General features: G+C 71.4%; 14 protein-coding genes. 11 read left to right on the top strand and 3 right to left on the bottom strand.

Annotated features, from left to right (window positions below; translation table 11 throughout):
- Positions 1-105 precede the first annotated feature (105 nt).
- The 7 genes from H4W80_RS48865 (at position 106) to H4W80_RS48835 (ending at position 7,763) form a co-directional block, all read left to right on the top strand.
- A complete protein-coding gene (locus H4W80_RS48865) occupies positions 106-1,086 on the top strand; it encodes a LacI family DNA-binding transcriptional regulator (RefSeq protein WP_318787407.1) in 981 nt (326 codons plus the stop codon).
- Between the two features lie 15 nt (positions 1,087-1,101).
- Entirely contained in the window at positions 1,102-2,379 is a 1,278-nt protein-coding gene (locus H4W80_RS48860; RefSeq protein ID WP_192791307.1) for an ABC transporter substrate-binding protein, read from the top strand.
- Complete coding sequence (locus H4W80_RS48855; protein ID WP_192791306.1) at positions 2,376-3,248, top strand: carbohydrate ABC transporter permease; 873 nt, start codon at positions 2,376-2,378, stop codon at positions 3,246-3,248. The genes H4W80_RS48860 and H4W80_RS48855 overlap by 4 nt, the downstream gene beginning before the upstream one ends.
- Positions 3,248-4,054 carry a carbohydrate ABC transporter permease gene (locus H4W80_RS48850; protein WP_192791305.1) on the top strand — a complete coding sequence of 269 codons (807 nt, stop codon included), beginning with the start codon at positions 3,248-3,250 and terminating at the stop codon, positions 4,052-4,054. The genes H4W80_RS48855 and H4W80_RS48850 overlap by 1 nt, the downstream gene beginning before the upstream one ends.
- Positions 4,055-4,064: 10 nt before the next feature.
- Entirely contained in the window at positions 4,065-5,435 is a 1,371-nt protein-coding gene (locus H4W80_RS48845) for a sulfatase family protein (protein ID WP_192791304.1), read from the top strand.
- Positions 5,436-5,513: 78 nt separating this feature from the next.
- Positions 5,514-6,995: a multicopper oxidase family protein gene (locus H4W80_RS48840; RefSeq protein WP_192794183.1), complete on the top strand. Its 1,482-nt coding sequence runs from the start codon at positions 5,514-5,516 to the stop codon at positions 6,993-6,995.
- A gap of 42 nt (positions 6,996-7,037) precedes the next feature.
- Positions 7,038-7,763 carry a TetR/AcrR family transcriptional regulator gene (locus H4W80_RS48835; RefSeq protein WP_192791303.1) on the top strand — a complete coding sequence of 242 codons (726 nt, stop codon included), beginning with the start codon at positions 7,038-7,040 and terminating at the stop codon, positions 7,761-7,763.
- Positions 7,764-7,819: 56 nt separating this feature from the next.
- Here H4W80_RS48835 and H4W80_RS48830 read toward each other — a convergent pair whose 3' ends face one another.
- Positions 7,820-8,794: a helix-turn-helix transcriptional regulator gene (locus tag H4W80_RS48830; RefSeq protein WP_192791302.1), complete on the bottom strand. Its 975-nt coding sequence runs from the start codon at positions 8,792-8,794 to the stop codon at positions 7,820-7,822.
- A gap of 61 nt (positions 8,795-8,855) precedes the next feature.
- Between H4W80_RS48830 and H4W80_RS48825 the strand changes: the two genes are divergently transcribed.
- The 4 genes from H4W80_RS48825 to H4W80_RS48810 all read left to right on the top strand — a co-directional run bounded on the left by H4W80_RS48825 (position 8,856) and on the right by H4W80_RS48810 (position 12,320).
- A complete protein-coding gene (locus tag H4W80_RS48825; protein WP_192791301.1) occupies positions 8,856-9,428 on the top strand; it encodes a DinB family protein in 573 nt (190 codons plus the stop codon).
- Between the two features lies 1 nt (position 9,429).
- Positions 9,430-9,867, top strand: coding sequence for a VOC family protein (locus H4W80_RS48820; RefSeq protein ID WP_192791300.1), 438 nt, complete (start codon positions 9,430-9,432; stop codon positions 9,865-9,867).
- Between the two features lie 74 nt (positions 9,868-9,941).
- A complete protein-coding gene (locus H4W80_RS48815) occupies positions 9,942-10,859 on the top strand; it encodes a thermonuclease family protein (RefSeq protein WP_192791299.1) in 918 nt (305 codons plus the stop codon).
- 138 nt (positions 10,860-10,997) lie between these two features.
- Positions 10,998-12,320 carry a glycoside hydrolase family 30 protein gene (locus H4W80_RS48810; RefSeq protein ID WP_192791298.1) on the top strand — a complete coding sequence of 441 codons (1,323 nt, stop codon included), beginning with the start codon at positions 10,998-11,000 and terminating at the stop codon, positions 12,318-12,320.
- 53 nt (positions 12,321-12,373) lie between these two features.
- On the opposite strand, the gene H4W80_RS48805 is transcribed toward H4W80_RS48810, so the two are convergent.
- Both H4W80_RS48805 and H4W80_RS48800 read right to left on the bottom strand, forming a co-directional pair.
- Positions 12,374-13,192 carry a carbohydrate ABC transporter permease gene (locus tag H4W80_RS48805; RefSeq protein WP_192791297.1) on the bottom strand — a complete coding sequence of 273 codons (819 nt, stop codon included), beginning with the start codon at positions 13,190-13,192 and terminating at the stop codon, positions 12,374-12,376.
- Positions 13,185-14,132 (bottom strand): carbohydrate ABC transporter permease, encoded by a 948-nt coding sequence (locus tag H4W80_RS48800; protein ID WP_318787406.1) that lies wholly within the window; start codon positions 14,130-14,132, stop codon positions 13,185-13,187. The genes H4W80_RS48805 and H4W80_RS48800 overlap by 8 nt, the downstream gene beginning before the upstream one ends.

The following is a 14,132-nucleotide window of genomic DNA, read 5'->3' as shown; positions in this document are numbered from 1 at the left end:
ATCGACGTGCCGACGTTCCCGCCCATATCACCAGCCAGATATTTCCCTTTATCTCTATAGGGAATGCTAGGTTATACGACTAACATGAGACCTACAGCGCGACAAGTGGCCGAGCTGGCGAACGTGTCAGTGGCGACCGTCTCCTACGTGCTCAGCGGCCGGGATCGCCCCGTTGCCGCCGAGACGAGGCAGCGGGTGCTCGAGGCAGCCAGGCAGCTCGGCTACACCCCCAACCAGGCCGCCAGGAGCCTGCGCAAGCGCCGCACCCAGCGGATCTGCCTGGTGCTCAGCTCGCTCGGCGGCGTGCCGAGCGACGAGCGCCTGGCCACCGACCTGCACGAGATGGCCGACGCCCGCGGCTACTCCGTGGTGACGCTCGCCGTCTACTCCGAGGCCCGCGCGAAGGCCGCCGTCGACGTGCTGCGCGGCGGCGTCGCCGACGGCGCGCTGATCAACCTCGCCGGCGACCACCTCACCCGCGACCTGGTCACCGGGCTCGCCGGCACCGGGCTGCCGATGGTGGTCCTGAGCAACGAGGACGGCCTCGAGGGCTGCGACCTCGTACGCACTCCGGAGACGGAGGCGTGCGCGGAGGCGGTCGAGCACCTGCTGGCCCAGGGCAGGCGGCGCATCGCGTTCCTGGCCCACCGCCACGAGCTCCACCGGGAGCAGCCCGCGGGCCGGCTGCTCGGCTACACGACCGCCCTCGACCGGCACGGTGTGAGCGAGCGGATCATCACCGCGGGCGCGGACGACCGCGTGGCGGCCTACCAGACCGCCGCCGAGCTGCTGCGCTCGCCCGACCGCCCCGACGCGATCTTCGCGGCCTCCGACCGGGCCGCGATCAGCGCGATCTGGGCCTCCAGGGACGCCGGGCTCAGCGTGCCCGGCGACGTCGCGATCGTCGGCGCCGGCAACATCGACGAGGGTCTCATCAGCAATCCGCAGCTCAGCACCGTCGGCCCGCTCCGCCACGACTACACCGACGTCGCACGCCTGCTCTTCGACCGCCTCCAGGCCGAGGAGCAGCCACCCGCCCGCGAGATCGTCCGCTCCTGGACCTTCCTGCGGCGGGGCTCTTCGTAGAAGGGAAAACCCGAGATGTCCTCCCCTCTGTCTCGCCGTGACCTGCTCCGCCTGGCCGCCGCCACCGCCACTGCCACCGCCGCCGTACCCGTCCTTTCAGCTTGCGCCGGCGCCCCGACCACCCAGGCCGCCGCGCCCGGGACGTTCACCGTCTACTGGAACGCGGGCCACGACTACCAGGCCTACCGGAAGGTGATCGCCGAGTTCGAGCAGGCCAACAAGGTCAAGGTCAACCTGCAGAAGTACCAGTGGCCCGACCTGCGCACGCGGCTGCTGGCGGACTTCGCCTCCGGGACCGTGCCCGACCTGGTCGAGGAGCCCGGCGGGTGGGTGCAGGAGTTCGCCGTCTCCGGCAACGCCCGCTCGCTGCAGGAGTACGTCGACCGCGACGGCCAGGCGATGGGCTTCCCCTCCGACTGGCAGCCGGTCACCGTGGAGCGCAACTCGTACCAGGGCAAGGTGTACGGCGTGCAGCTCCACCTGACCTGCAACACGCTCTTCTACAACAAGGCCATGCTCAGGGACGCCGGGGTGGAGGTGCCGGCCACGTGGGAGGAGTTCCTGGCCGCCGCCAGGAAGCTCACCAAGGACGGCGTGTACGGCGTCGCGCTCAACCAGGACTACACCTACCTCTGGCCCTGGCTGACCCAGGCCGGCGTCACCCCCTACGACCCGTCGACCGGCAAGGTCATGACGCCGGTCGCGGACGCGGTCGCCGCCCTGCAGTTCCAGGCCGACCTGATCCACAAGCACAAGGTGGCCCCGGTGCCGGTGTCGGGCACCGACTACTCGGGCCCGCAGAAGCTGTTCTCGGCCAAGCGCGCCGCGATGATCTTCACCGGCCCGTGGGACCTGGAGCCGATCAGGAAGACCAGCCCCGACATCGAGCTGGGCGTCGCGCCGCCGCTCAAGCACAAGACGCAGGCGACGCAGGCGGCGGGCGTCAGCATGTTCGTGCCCGCCAAGGCCACCAGGCCCGACCTGTCGTGGGACTTCATCAAGCGCATCACCGCCATCGAGGTCGAGCAGGCCGCCACCAAGGAGACCGGCATGCTGATGCCGCGCGTCTCCTGGACGAAGCTGCCCGAGGTGACCTCGAACGAGTTCACCAAGGTCTTCGCCGACGCCCTCCCCTACGCCAAGGACTCCTCCCAGCAGGTGCGCCTCACCGGGCAGCTCGGCAAGTGGGAGGAGCAGCTCAAGGTCATGTACCAGCAGGTGCTCATCCAGAACCAGCCGGCCGCCGAGGCGCTCGCGGCGTTCGCCGAGTCGGCGGAGGGCTTCCTTCGGTGAAGCCCCGCACCCTTTCGGGCCGGTACGCGCGCACGGCCTACCTGTTCCTCCTGCCCGCCATCCTGTTCTTCGCGGCCTTCTTCTACCTGCCGATCGGCAACGTCGTGGCCACCAGCCTGCGCACCGGGCCGCAGGCCGACCAGTGGGCCGGGCTGGGCAACTACACGCAGGCGCTGGCCGACCCGGCGGTGCGGCACTCGTTCCTGGTCACCGTGGCCTTCGCGGTGGCCGTGGTGGCGGGCTCGATCGTGCTCGGGCTGGCCCTGGCGATGGCGATCGACCAGCCGCTCAAGGGGCGGGTGGCGTTCCGGGTGCTGCTGCTGGTGCCGTACCTGACCTCCGTGGCGATCGTCGGCCTGCTGTGGCGCAACATCCTCGACCCCGAGCTGGGCGTGCTGAACCGGGTGCTGCTCGCGGCCGGGCTGCCCGCGCAGCAGTGGCTCAACACCGCGCCGCTGCTCACGATCGCCGCCGTGACGCTGTGGCAGAGCGTGGGCTACACGATGGTGCTGTTCCTGGCCGGGCTGCAGGGCATCCCCGAGACGTACCACGAGGCCGCCAAGATCGACGGCGCGGACGCGTGGCGCCGCTTCTGGCGCATCACGCTGCCGCTGCTGGCCCCCACGACGCTGTTCGTGTCGGTGATGGCGGTGATCTCGGGGCTGCAGGCGTTCGGGCAGGCGTACATCATCACGGGTGGCGGGCCCGGCGACGCCACCGACCTGTCCGTCTTCCACATCTTCAACGTGGCCTTCCGCACCAGGGACTTCGGCTACTCCTCGGCGCAGTCCGTGCTGCTGCTGATCGTGATCGTGGCGTTCACGCTGGTCCAGCTCCGGGCGGGGCGGCGCGGAGAGGTCGTGTACTGATGCGCAGGACGCTGCTCTACCTCCTGCTCGGGCTGGCCTCGCTGGTCACGGTACTGCCGCTGCTCTACATGGTGTCGCTGTCGCTCCAGACCGAGGCCGAGACGCTGTCGGCGCGGGCCGTGGTCTGGCCCGCCTCGCCGCAGTGGGGCAACTACGCGGAGCTGTTCGCCCGCGCGCCGTTCGGGAACTTCATCGTCAACAGCCTCGTCGTGGCCGGCGCCATCACGCTGGCGCACCTGATCTTCGACCCGCTGGTCGGGTACGTGTTCGCCAAGTTCCGCTTCCCGCTGCGCAACACCCTGTTCGTGGCGCTGCTGGCCACGCTCATGGTGCCGTTCTTCGTGCGGATGATCCCGCTGTACGTGCTCATGGCCAACCTGGGGTGGCTCAACTCGTACCAGGGGTTGATCGCGCCGTTCCTCATGGACGCGTTCGGGATCTTCCTCATGCGGCAGTTCATCCAGCCCATCCCCGACGACCTGATCAGCGCGGCCCGCATCGACGGCGCCTCCGAGCTCGGCATCTACCGGCGGATCATCCTGCCGCAGACGCGGCCCGCGCTGGCCGTGCTCGGGCTGTTCACGTTCGTCTTCCAGTGGAACGAGTTCCTCTGGCCGCTGGTCGCCACCACGACGCCCGAGATGCGCACCATTCCCGTCGGGCTCACCCTGTTCAACCAGGAGTACTTCACGTTGTGGCACCTCACGGCCGCGGGCTCGGTGATCCTCTTCGTCCCCACCGCCGTCCTGTTCGTCTTCACCCAGCGATACTTCGTGCGCGGCATCGCGCTGACCGGCCTCAAATAGGAGTCATTTCTTGCGTCCGAACGTGATCGTCGTCTTCACCGACCAGCAGCGGTGGGACACCGTCGGCCCCTTCACCCCCAATCTCGACAGGATGGCCAGGCACGGCACGCAGGCCACGGTCGCGCTCACGCCGCAGCCGGTGTGCGCGCCCGCCCGCGCCGCGCTGCAGACGGGCCGCTACCCGACCACGACCGGCGTCCACCGCAACGGCCTCGTGCTGCCGCCCGAGGAGCGCACGCTGGCCCACCACTTCGGCGCGGCCGGCTACGCCACCGGCTACATCGGCAAGTGGCACCTCGGCGGCAGCGAGCCGGTCCCGGCCGACCGGCGCGGCGGCTACCGGTCGTGGCTGGCCGCGAACGCGCTGGAACACACCTCGGACGCCTACCGCACGATCGTCTACGACGAGGCGAACGACCCCGTGCTGCTGCCCGGCTACCGCTCCGACGCCCTCGTGGACGCGGCCATCAGGTACGTCGCCGACCACCACGAGGAGCCGTTCTTCCTGTTCCTGTCGTTCCTGGAGCCGCACCACCAGAACGAGGTGGACAACTACCCGGCCCCCGACGGCTACGAGGAGCGCCACCAGGGCCGCTGGATGCCGCCGGACCTGGCCGCCCTCGGCGGCACCGCCCACCAGCACATGGGCGGCTACCTGGGGCAGGTCAAGCGGCTGGACGAGGGGCTCGGGCGGCTGCTGGACGCGCTGCGCAGCATGGACCTGCTGGACGACACGATCGTGGCGTACACCTCCGACCACGGCAACCACTTCAAGACCCGCAACGGCGAGTACAAGCGCTCGTGCCACGACGCCTCCCTCCGCGTGCCGCTGGCGCTGCGCGGCCCGGGCTTCGACGGCGGCGGCGCCATCTCCCGCCCGGTCAGCACCATCGACCTGCCTCCCACGCTCCTGGAGGCCGCCGGGCTGCCCGTCCCCGACGCCATGCAGGGGCGCTCGTTCCTCCCGCTGATCCGTGACCCCCGGGCGGCCTGGCCCGAGGAGGTGTTCTTCCAGGTGAGCGAGTCGGAGGTGGGACGCGGGATCCGCACGTCGCGCTGGAAGTACTACGCCGTCGCCGAGGACGCCCACCCGTGGGACGACGCCAGCTCCGGCCTCTACCGGGAGCAGGCGCTGTACGACCTGGAGAACGACCCGCACGAGCTGGTCAACCTGGCGGGGTTCCCGTCGCACGCCGGGGTCGCGGCGGAGCTGCGGCAGCGGCTCGTCCGCCGGATCGCGGAGGCCGAGGGGGCCGAGCCGGTCGTCGAGCCGGCCGTCGAGCGCCCCGCGCCGCCGCAGGCGATGCCCGACCCGGAGGTGCGGCTGAGCGGCGCCAAGCCGGTCCGCTTCGGCCACCAGCGCCCGCCCGGCACGCGCTAGGGATCGCCATCGGCGTGGCGAGGGGATTTCGCCCGTTACCCTCCGTAATCTCGCCTGGTGAGCGGAGGGAGAGGCATCGTGGGTGGTTGGTCGAGTTCGTGGGGTTCGGGCGGGCGGGTCTCCCGCCGGGCGTTCGTCACCGGCACATTCGCCAGTGCGCTGGCCGGCGCCGTCCCCCTGCTGGGGGCCCCGCCCGCGGCGGCGGCGGCGCGGCCCCGGGCGATGGTGCTGCGGGCCCGGCCCACGACGGTCTCCCTGGGGCAGCGCACGGTGCGCACCTGGACGTACAACGACGAGGTCCCCGGCCCGCAGATCAGGGTCATGGCCGGTGAGCGGGTCCGCGCGAAGCTGGTCAACGACCTGCCCGCGGCGACCACCGTGCACTGGCACGGCATCCGGCTCGACTTCCCCATGGACGGCGCGCCCGGCTTCAGCCAGGAGGCGACCCAGCCGGGCAAGACGTTCGACTACGACTTCACCGTGCCCGATCCCGGCACGTACTTCTACCACTCGCACGTCGGCACCCAGCCCGACCGCGGCCTGTACGGCACGCTGGTCGTCCTCGACCCGCGGGAGCCGCTCGAGTACGACGAGGAGTTCACCGTCGTGCTCGACGACTGGCTGGACGGCATCGAGGGCACTCCCGACGACGCCCTGGCCCGGCTGAACGCCTCCACCGACCACGACGACACCCTGCGCAGCGAGGCGCTCGGCGGCGTGGCGGCGGAGATGGTGCACCCGCTCTACCTGGTCAACGGCCAGGCGCCGGACACGCCCATGACCTTCCGCACCGCGCCGGGCCGCGTGGTCAGGTTCCGGGTCATCAACGCGGCGGCCGACACCGCCTTCCGGGTGGCGCTCGGCGGGCATCGCATGACCGTCACCCACACCGACGGGTTCCCGTGCCGGCCGGTGAACGTGGACACGTTCCTCATCGGCATGGGCGAGCGCTACGACTTCCTGACCCGGCTCGACGAGGGCGCGTTCCCGCTGGTCGCGGTGGCGGAGGGCAAGCGGGGGCGGGCGTTCGCGGTGGTGCGGACGAATCGGCGGGCGGAGTCGCCGGCGAGCACCGTCCAGGTGCCGGAGCTGACCGAGCGGATGCTGGCGTACCGGGACCTGGAAGCGCCGTCGTCCTTCGATCTGCCCCGCCCGTCCAGGTCCATCTCGGTGACGCTCGGCATGCGCCCGTCCGGCAACGAGTGGACGATGAACGACAAGGTCGCCGGCGACCACCTGCGGCTGCGCGTGGACCGGGGGGAGACGGTCCGGCTGGTCGTGGACAACCAGTCGCCCATGTGGCACCCGATGCACCTGCACGGCCACACCTTCCAGCTGCGCCTGGCCGACGGGCGCGGGCCGCGCAAGGACACCGTGAACGTCAAGCCGCGCCAGCGGCTCCACCTGGACGTGCTCGCCGACAACCCCGGCGAGTGGATGTTCCACTGCCACAACCTGTATCACCAGGAGCAGGGCATGATGGGCTCCATCGGCTACGGCCCCGCCCGGGGCAACACCCGTCACCGTCCCCAGGAGCACAACCGCAGGCGGAAGCGCTGACACTGTTCGCATATGCGTACAATGTGCGCTAGGGTGCGGAGCATGGCGAAAGACGAGCAGTCCATCCCGTCGGTGTGGGCGCGGCCCCGTCGCGAGCGGGAGCAGCCGGCGCTGAGCCGCGACCAGATCGTGGCCGAGGCCGTCCGGCTGCTCGACGAGGAGGGCATCGACGCCCTGAGCATGCGCCGCCTCGGCAGCCGGCTCAACGCCGGGGCGACCTCGCTCTATCGCCACGTGGCCAACAAGGACGAGCTGATCGAGCTGGCCGTGGACGCGGTCTACGGCGAGCTGCCGCTGCCCGAGGAGGCCGACGCCGCCCGGTGGCGCGAGGTCATCGCGCGCATCGCCCACGGCCTGCGCGCCACGATCCTGCGTCACCCGTGGATGGCCGCCAAGCTCGGCGAGGTGGGGCTGGCCTACCTGGGGCCCAACATGCTGCGCCAGACGGAGCACCTGCTCGGCGTCTTCGAGTCCGCCGGGTTCCCGCTCGACGAGGCCGACCAGGCGATGAGCACACTCGTCGCGTACGTGCTCGGCGTCACCACCAGCGAGGCCGCGGTCCTGTCGATGATCGCTCGCAGCGGCCAGACCGAGCAGGAGTGGGTGGAGCAGCTGTGGCCGGCGGCCGAGCGGGCCGTGCAGGACTACCCGCGCCTGCGCGCGCGTTACGCCGCGCAGCGCGGCCAGCTCTCCTCCCAGGCCGACGAGGACGGCTTCGAGTACGGCCTGCAGCGGGTCCTCGACGGCCTCCAGTCCCGGCTCGGCTGAACCGTTCCCCTCAGCCGGGTCCGACCGCATCCCTCAGCCGGATCCGACCGCATCCCTCAGCCGGGCCCGGCCATCGCCGCGAGGCGGCGGGCGAGCCGGGCGACGGCCTGCCGCAGTTCGGCGGGCTCCAGCACCTCCGCCTCGAAGCCCAGCCGGGCCACGTGCACGGCCAGCCAGTCGAGGTCCTGCCCTCCGGCGACGAGCACGCACCACCCGTCGCGATCGTCCTCGACGCGCCCCACCTGGGGCGGCACCAGCTCCCGCACCCGGTCGGGCGGGGCGTGCAGGCGCACCCGGGCGAGATAGCGGTACGGCGCCTCGGCCACGGACCGCTGCACGTAGGCGACCGGGTCCGGGTGCTCCCTCGCCCGGAAGCGCCAGGTCGTCGCCTCCACCTCGCGCATCCGGTCCAGCCGGAAGGTGCGCCAGCCGTCGCGGTCGACGTCATAGGCCATCAGGTACCAGCGGCGGCCGGTGGAGACCATCCGCACCGGCTCGACCGTGCGCTCGCGCTCCCCGCCGTCGTGCGTCGGTGAGGAGGGCGCGGCGTACCGGAACCGCACCCGGACGGCGTCGCGGCAGGCCCGCGCGAGCGTCGTCAGCAGCTCCGCGTCGATCTCGACCCCGGGGCCGACCAGGGTCTCGGTGGCGCCGTACACCGCCCGGACCTCGGCGCGCAGCCGGGGCGGCATCACCTGGTCGAGCTTGGCGAGCGCCCGCAGCGCCGCCTCGCCCGCCCCGGCGACCGTGCCTCCCGCCGCCAGCCGCAGGGACACCGCCGTCGCGATCGCCTCCTCGTCGTCGAGGAGCAGCGGCGGCAGCCGGGTGCCCGCGCCGAGCTGGTAGCCGCCGCCGACGCCCGCGGTCGCGTGGACGGGATAGCCGAGCGCGCGCAGCCGCTCCACGTCGCGGCGCACCGAGCGGTCGGTGACCCCCAGCTCGGCGGCGAGCTCGACAGCGGTCCAGGACGGCCGGCGCTGCAGCAGCCCCAGCAGCCGCAGCACCCGCTCGGTGGTCGACTCGACAGACACGGGCTCATCGTTCCACAGATCACGGACCGATCCTGTCCGCTATATGCGAGAGGCTTGAGCCATGAACGACCAGCCCTGGAACACCCTGCTCCGAGATCAGATCGCCTGGCACTGGACCCATCAGCTGCGCGACCGCCTCGACGGGCTCACCGATGACGAGTACTTCTGGGAGCCGGCGCCCGGCTGCTGGAGCGTGCGGCCGCGCGGCACCGGCGACGCGCCGGTGCGGGCGGGGTCCGGAGCGATGACCATCGACTTCGCGTTCCCGATGCCCGAGCCGCCGCCGTTGACGACGATCGCCTGGCGGCTCGGGCACGTGATCGTCGGCGTGCTGGCGATGCGCAACGCCTCGCACTTCGGCGCCACGCCCACCGATTACGAGTCGTTCGAGTACGCTCCGACCGCGAGTGCGGCGCTGGCCCAGCTCGACGCCGAATACGCCACGTGGCTGGCGGGGGTGGAGTCCCTCGGCGAGGCCGGTCTCGCCCGCCCGTGCGGGGAGGCGGAGGGCCCGTACGCCGAATATCCGCTGTCGGCGCTGGTGCTGCACATCAACCGCGAGCTGATCCACCATCTGGCGGAGGTCTGCCTGCTGCGCGACCTCTACCTGCACACCCATCAGGAGGCGAGCTGACATGGCCCGCGACGTTCAGATCACTTTCGACTGCGCCGACCCGGCCGGGCTGGCCGCGTTCTGGGCCGAGGCCCTCGGCTACCGGTTGCAGGACCCGCCCAAGGGCTTCGACTCGTGGGAGCAGGCCCTGGAGGCGATGGGCGTGCCGCCCGAGCGCCGCAACGACGCCTCGGCGGTGATCGACCCCGACGGGGCCGGGCCGCGGCTGTTCTTCCAGCGGGTGCCGGAGGGCAAGCAGGCCAAGAACCGCGTGCACCTCGACGTGCGGGCCGCCCCCGGGCTCGAGGGCGAGGCGCGGATGGCGGCCCTGGAGGCGGAGGCCGGGCGGCTGGTCTCCCGCGGCGCCACCCGGCTCCAGCGCCACGAGCCCGCGCCCCCGCTCAGCGGGGGTCACATCGTGATGGCCGACCCCGAGGGCAACGAGTTCTGCCTCGACTGATCGGCCGCGCCCCCCCATGGACGGCGCGAGGTGGGCGGGTTACGCTCCGCTCGCCACACGATGGGGGGCAATCCATGACTTACACGCTTTTACGCGGGAACTTCGTGATCCGGTACGCGGATCTCCCCCGGCAGGGCCCCGAGCCCGACGGCGACACCGTGAAGTTCCTGCCCGACTCGCCCGCGCTGGTGGAGACGCTGCCGCGGCGCTCCGGCCACCCGCCGAAGATCAACCGCCGCGGCGTCTCGGTGCGGCTGGAGGCCATCGACGCGCTGGAGACCCACTTCGAGGAGACGCACCAGCAGCTCGCCGGGGCCGATGCGGCCCGGGACGAGCTGCTGCGCCTGCTCGGGTTCACGAACGTGAGCTACTGGGAGGACCAGCCCAACAAGGTAAAGTCGGCGGACCAGGACTCCATCCGGGGGCACGTGCTCACGAACGGGGTCGACGCGAACGGCCGGCTGATCGGGTTCGCCTACGCCGGTGACCCTTCGGGGGCCGACGGGGCCTCGGTGTTCCTCGACCCGGCGCTCGTGGACGCCTCCGTCAACGGCACGCTGCTGGCCGGCGGGCTGGTCTATCCGGCGTTCTACGCGACGCTGCCGGCGGAGCTGCGTACGCACCTGGCGGAGGTGTCGCAGGCCGCCAGGGGCAAGGCCGCCGGCATCTGGCCCGGCTCGACCGCCGACCCGAACGGCGCCGCCACCGTCACCGGCCTGGTCGACGCCGAGGGCCTGGTGATGTGGCCGAAGCTGTTCCGCCGCATCGTGCCGTACCTCGCGGCCGGTTTCACGGACTTCGACGGCTTCGACGCCTGGCTGCGCGCGGACCCGGTCAACCGGGACGACGAGGTGTTCCTGCTCACCAGGCTCGAACACGGCAACCTGCACGACGTGTTCAAGGGGGCCGGGCAGCGGCTCCAGCTCACGGTGTGGCCGGAGGAGTTCATCATCGCCCCGGACCCGCCGCCGCCGGCGGTCCCGAGCCACTGAGCGGCCGCATCGACGCCGGGGCGCGCACAGCGCCCCGGCGTTTCCGCGTGCCGGTTGACGGGAGGACTCCGGACCGCTTACGGTTCCGGCGATATCGGTGAAATATATCGATACGAATCCGAAACTTTCGGAGGCGTCATGTTTCGTGGAGTCGTCGCGGTCGCCTTGCTCGGCCTCCCTGCGGTGAATCCCTCCCAGCCCCCCGCCATCACCGTGAACGAGCACGTCAGGCACCAGGAGATCGACGGCTTCGGCATCTCCCAGGCCTTCCGGCGCAACGAGCTGCTCAAGGCGCTGCCGGAGTCGCAGCAGCGCGAGGTCCTGGACCTGTGGTTCGACCGCGAGAAGGGCGCCGGGCTCAGCATCCTGCGGCTCGGCATCGGCTCCTCCCCCGCCGGCAGCCCGTACGACCACATGGTGTCGATCCAGCCCGAGGACCCCGGCGGCCCGGACGCCGCGCCCAAGTACGTATGGGACGGCGACGACAACAGCCAGGTGTGGGTGGCCAAGGCGGCCCAGGCGTACGGCGTGAAGCGGTTCTTCGCCGACGCCTGGAGCGCGCCCGGCTACATGAAGGACAACGGCGACGACAAGGGCGGCGGCACGCTGAAGCCGGAGTGGCAGCGGGCGTACGCGAACTACCTGGTGGCGTACACGAAGTTCTACGCCAAGGAAGGCATCAAGATCACCGACCTGGGGTTCACGAACGAGCCCGACTGGACGGCCTCGTACGCCTCCATGCGCTTCACCCCGGAGCAGGCCGCCCAGTTCGCCAAGGTGCTGGGCCCGGCGGCCAAGGGCACGCGCGTGGTCTGCTGCGACTCCTTCGGCTGGAACCAGGCCAAGGCGTACACGGCCGCGATCGAGGCCGACCCCGAGGCCCGCCGCTGGGTGAAGACCCACACCGGGCACACCTACGCCAGCCCCGTGGACGCGCCGCTGCCGACGACCAGGAAGACCTGGATGTCGGAGTGGAACCCGAACGGCAGCACCTGGAACGAGAACTGGGACGACGGCAGCGGCTCCGACGGCTTCGCGATCGCGCAGGCCGTCCACGACGCGCTCACGCTCGGGAACGTCAGCGGCTACGTCTACTGGCTGGGCGGCTCGCGCGGCGCGACCCGGGCGCTGCTGCAGCTCGACGACACGGCGAAGACGTATCGCGTCTCGAAGCGGCTGTGGGCGCTGGCGGCGTACAGCAGGTTCATCCGGCCGGGCGCGGTCAGGCTGGACACGGCGGCGGCGGACCCGGCGCTGAAGGTCTCCGCCTTCCGCAACCCGGACGGCTCTCGCGTCGTCGAGGTGCTCAACACGGGCACCGCGCCGGTCACGTGGCAGGGCGTGCGCGGCCGGGCGACCGCGTACCTCACGGACGGGGCCAACTCGCTCACCCCGTCCGCGGTGACGGGCCGCACGGTGACGCTGCAGCCGCGGGCGCTCACCACGATCGTCATCCGGTAGCCGGGCCGCGAGAGCCCGGGCAGGTGCCGGCCCGGGCTCTCGTCACGACGCGGTCAGCCCTTCGAGCCGCTGGTGGCGATGCCCTGGATGAACTGCCGCTGCAGGAACACGAAGACGGCGATCACCGGGAGCGAGGCGATGAGCGAGCCGGCCATCAGCACCGGATAGTCCGTCTGGTACTGGCCCTGGAGCGCGGCCAGCCCCGCCGACAGCGTCATCTTGTCCGGATCGGTGTTGACCACCAGCGGCCAGAACAGGTCGTTCCAAGCCCACAGCAGCACCAGGATGGCCAGCGCCACCAGGCCCGGCCGGGCCAGCGGCAGCATGATCGACCAGTAGATGCGCACCGGCCCGGCGCCGTCCAGCCGGGCGGCCTCCTCCAGCTCGCGCGGCAGCCCGAGGAAGAACTGCCGCAGCAGGAACACCCCGAAGGCGCTGAACAGCCCCGGCACGATGATCGCCTGCAGGCTGTTGAGCCAGCCGAGCGACGACATGATCTGGTACTGCGGGATCACGAAGAGCTGCGGCGGCACCATGAGCACCGACAGGAAGACGCCGAAGAGCAGGTTCCTGCCGGGAAAGCGCAGCCGGGCGAAGGCGTAGGCGGCCATCGAGCAGAACAGCACCTGCCCCGCCACCCGCCCCGCCGCCATCACCACGGTGTTGAGGAACTGGTCGCCGAACGGCAGCAGCTCGAAGACCTTCGCGTAGTTGTCCCACCGCCACTCGGGCAGCAGGCTCGGCGGCACCCGGGTGGCGCCGCTGAGCGTCTTGAGCGAGGTGACGGCCTGCCACACGAACGGGGCCACCATCGCCAGCGACGCCGCGGCCAGCACCACGTGTACGCCGAACGGCCGACGACGCTCAGACATAGTGCACCCACCTGCGCTGGAGCCGGAACTGCAGGACCGTCAGCGCCGCGATGAGCAGGAGCAGCGCGATCACGATGGCGGCGGCGTAGCCGCGGTCGTCGGTGACGAAGGCGCGCTCGTAGAAGAGCTGCACCACCGTCTGGAGCCGCGAGTACGCCGGGTTGGCCCGCGCCGCCTGCCCGGACCCGGTCATCACGAAGACCAGGTCGAACAGCTGCAGCGAGCCGATCACGGACACGATCGAGATGAAGAACGCCGTCGGCGACAACATCGGCAGCGTGACCGAGAAGAACTGCCGGACGCGACCGGCCCCGTCCAGGCCCGCCGCTTCGTACAGCTCCTTCGGGATGGCCTGCATCCCGGCCAGGAAGATGATCAGGTTGTAGCCGATGCTGCTCCAGATCCCCACCACGACCAGCGCGTACATGGCCGTGGCCGGATCGGCGATCCAGTTGGGCCCGTCCACGCCGACGAGCGCGAGCACCTGGTTGACCAGGCCGTAGTCGCCGTTGTAGAGCCACCGCCAGAGCATGGCGACCGCGACCGGCATGGTGACCACGGGCAGGAAGAAGGCCGTCCGGTACACGGCCACGCCCCGCAGCCCCGGCAGGTTGAGCAGCGCGGCGAACACGATGGCCAGCGGGATCCCCACCAGGCCCAGTCCGGTGTAGGCGAGCGTGTTGAGCACGGCCCGGCCCACTTCCGGGTCGGCGACGAGGCGGGCGTAGTTGGCCGGCCCGGTCCAGGTGTGTCCCCCGAACGCGCCCCACTCGGTGAAGGAGAAGTACGCGGTCTGGAGCACCGGCCAGAGGTAGAAGACCGCGAGCCCGAGCCCGGTGGGGGCGATGAACACGTACCCCCACAGGGCCTCGGTGCGCGACGGGCGTCTCCTCGCCGCGTGAGCCGCCCTGGTGAGGCGCTTCTCGGCGGTGGCGGTCAC

The sequence above is a fragment of the Nonomuraea angiospora genome (genome assembly GCF_014873145.1).
GTDB classification, from domain to species: Bacteria; Actinomycetota; Actinomycetes; order Streptosporangiales; family Streptosporangiaceae; genus Nonomuraea; species Nonomuraea angiospora.
The sequence above is the reverse complement of the archived record's forward strand: the minus strand, read 5'-3'. Positions and strand labels throughout refer to the sequence as shown.

Bases quoted from the DNA above. Each gene is read 5' to 3' on its own strand.
- H4W80_RS48860 (WP_192791307.1), top strand. From the start codon at position 1,102: ATGTCCTCCCCTCTGTCTCGCCGTGACCTGCTCCGCCTGGCCGCCGCC.
- H4W80_RS48850 (WP_192791305.1), top strand. From the start codon at position 3,248: ATGCGCAGGACGCTGCTCTACCTCCTGCTCGGGCTGGCCTCGCTGGTC.
- H4W80_RS48835 (WP_192791303.1), top strand. From the start codon at position 7,038: ATGGCGAAAGACGAGCAGTCCATCCCGTCGGTGTGGGCGCGGCCCCGT.
- H4W80_RS48825 (WP_192791301.1), top strand. From the start codon at position 8,856: ATGAACGACCAGCCCTGGAACACCCTGCTCCGAGATCAGATCGCCTGG.
- H4W80_RS48820 (WP_192791300.1), top strand. From the start codon at position 9,430: ATGGCCCGCGACGTTCAGATCACTTTCGACTGCGCCGACCCGGCCGGG.
- H4W80_RS48815 (WP_192791299.1), top strand. From the start codon at position 9,942: ATGACTTACACGCTTTTACGCGGGAACTTCGTGATCCGGTACGCGGAT.
- H4W80_RS48810 (WP_192791298.1), top strand. From the start codon at position 10,998: ATGTTTCGTGGAGTCGTCGCGGTCGCCTTGCTCGGCCTCCCTGCGGTG.
- H4W80_RS48805 (WP_192791297.1), bottom strand. From the start codon at position 13,192: ATGTCTGAGCGTCGTCGGCCGTTCGGCGTACACGTGGTGCTGGCCGCG.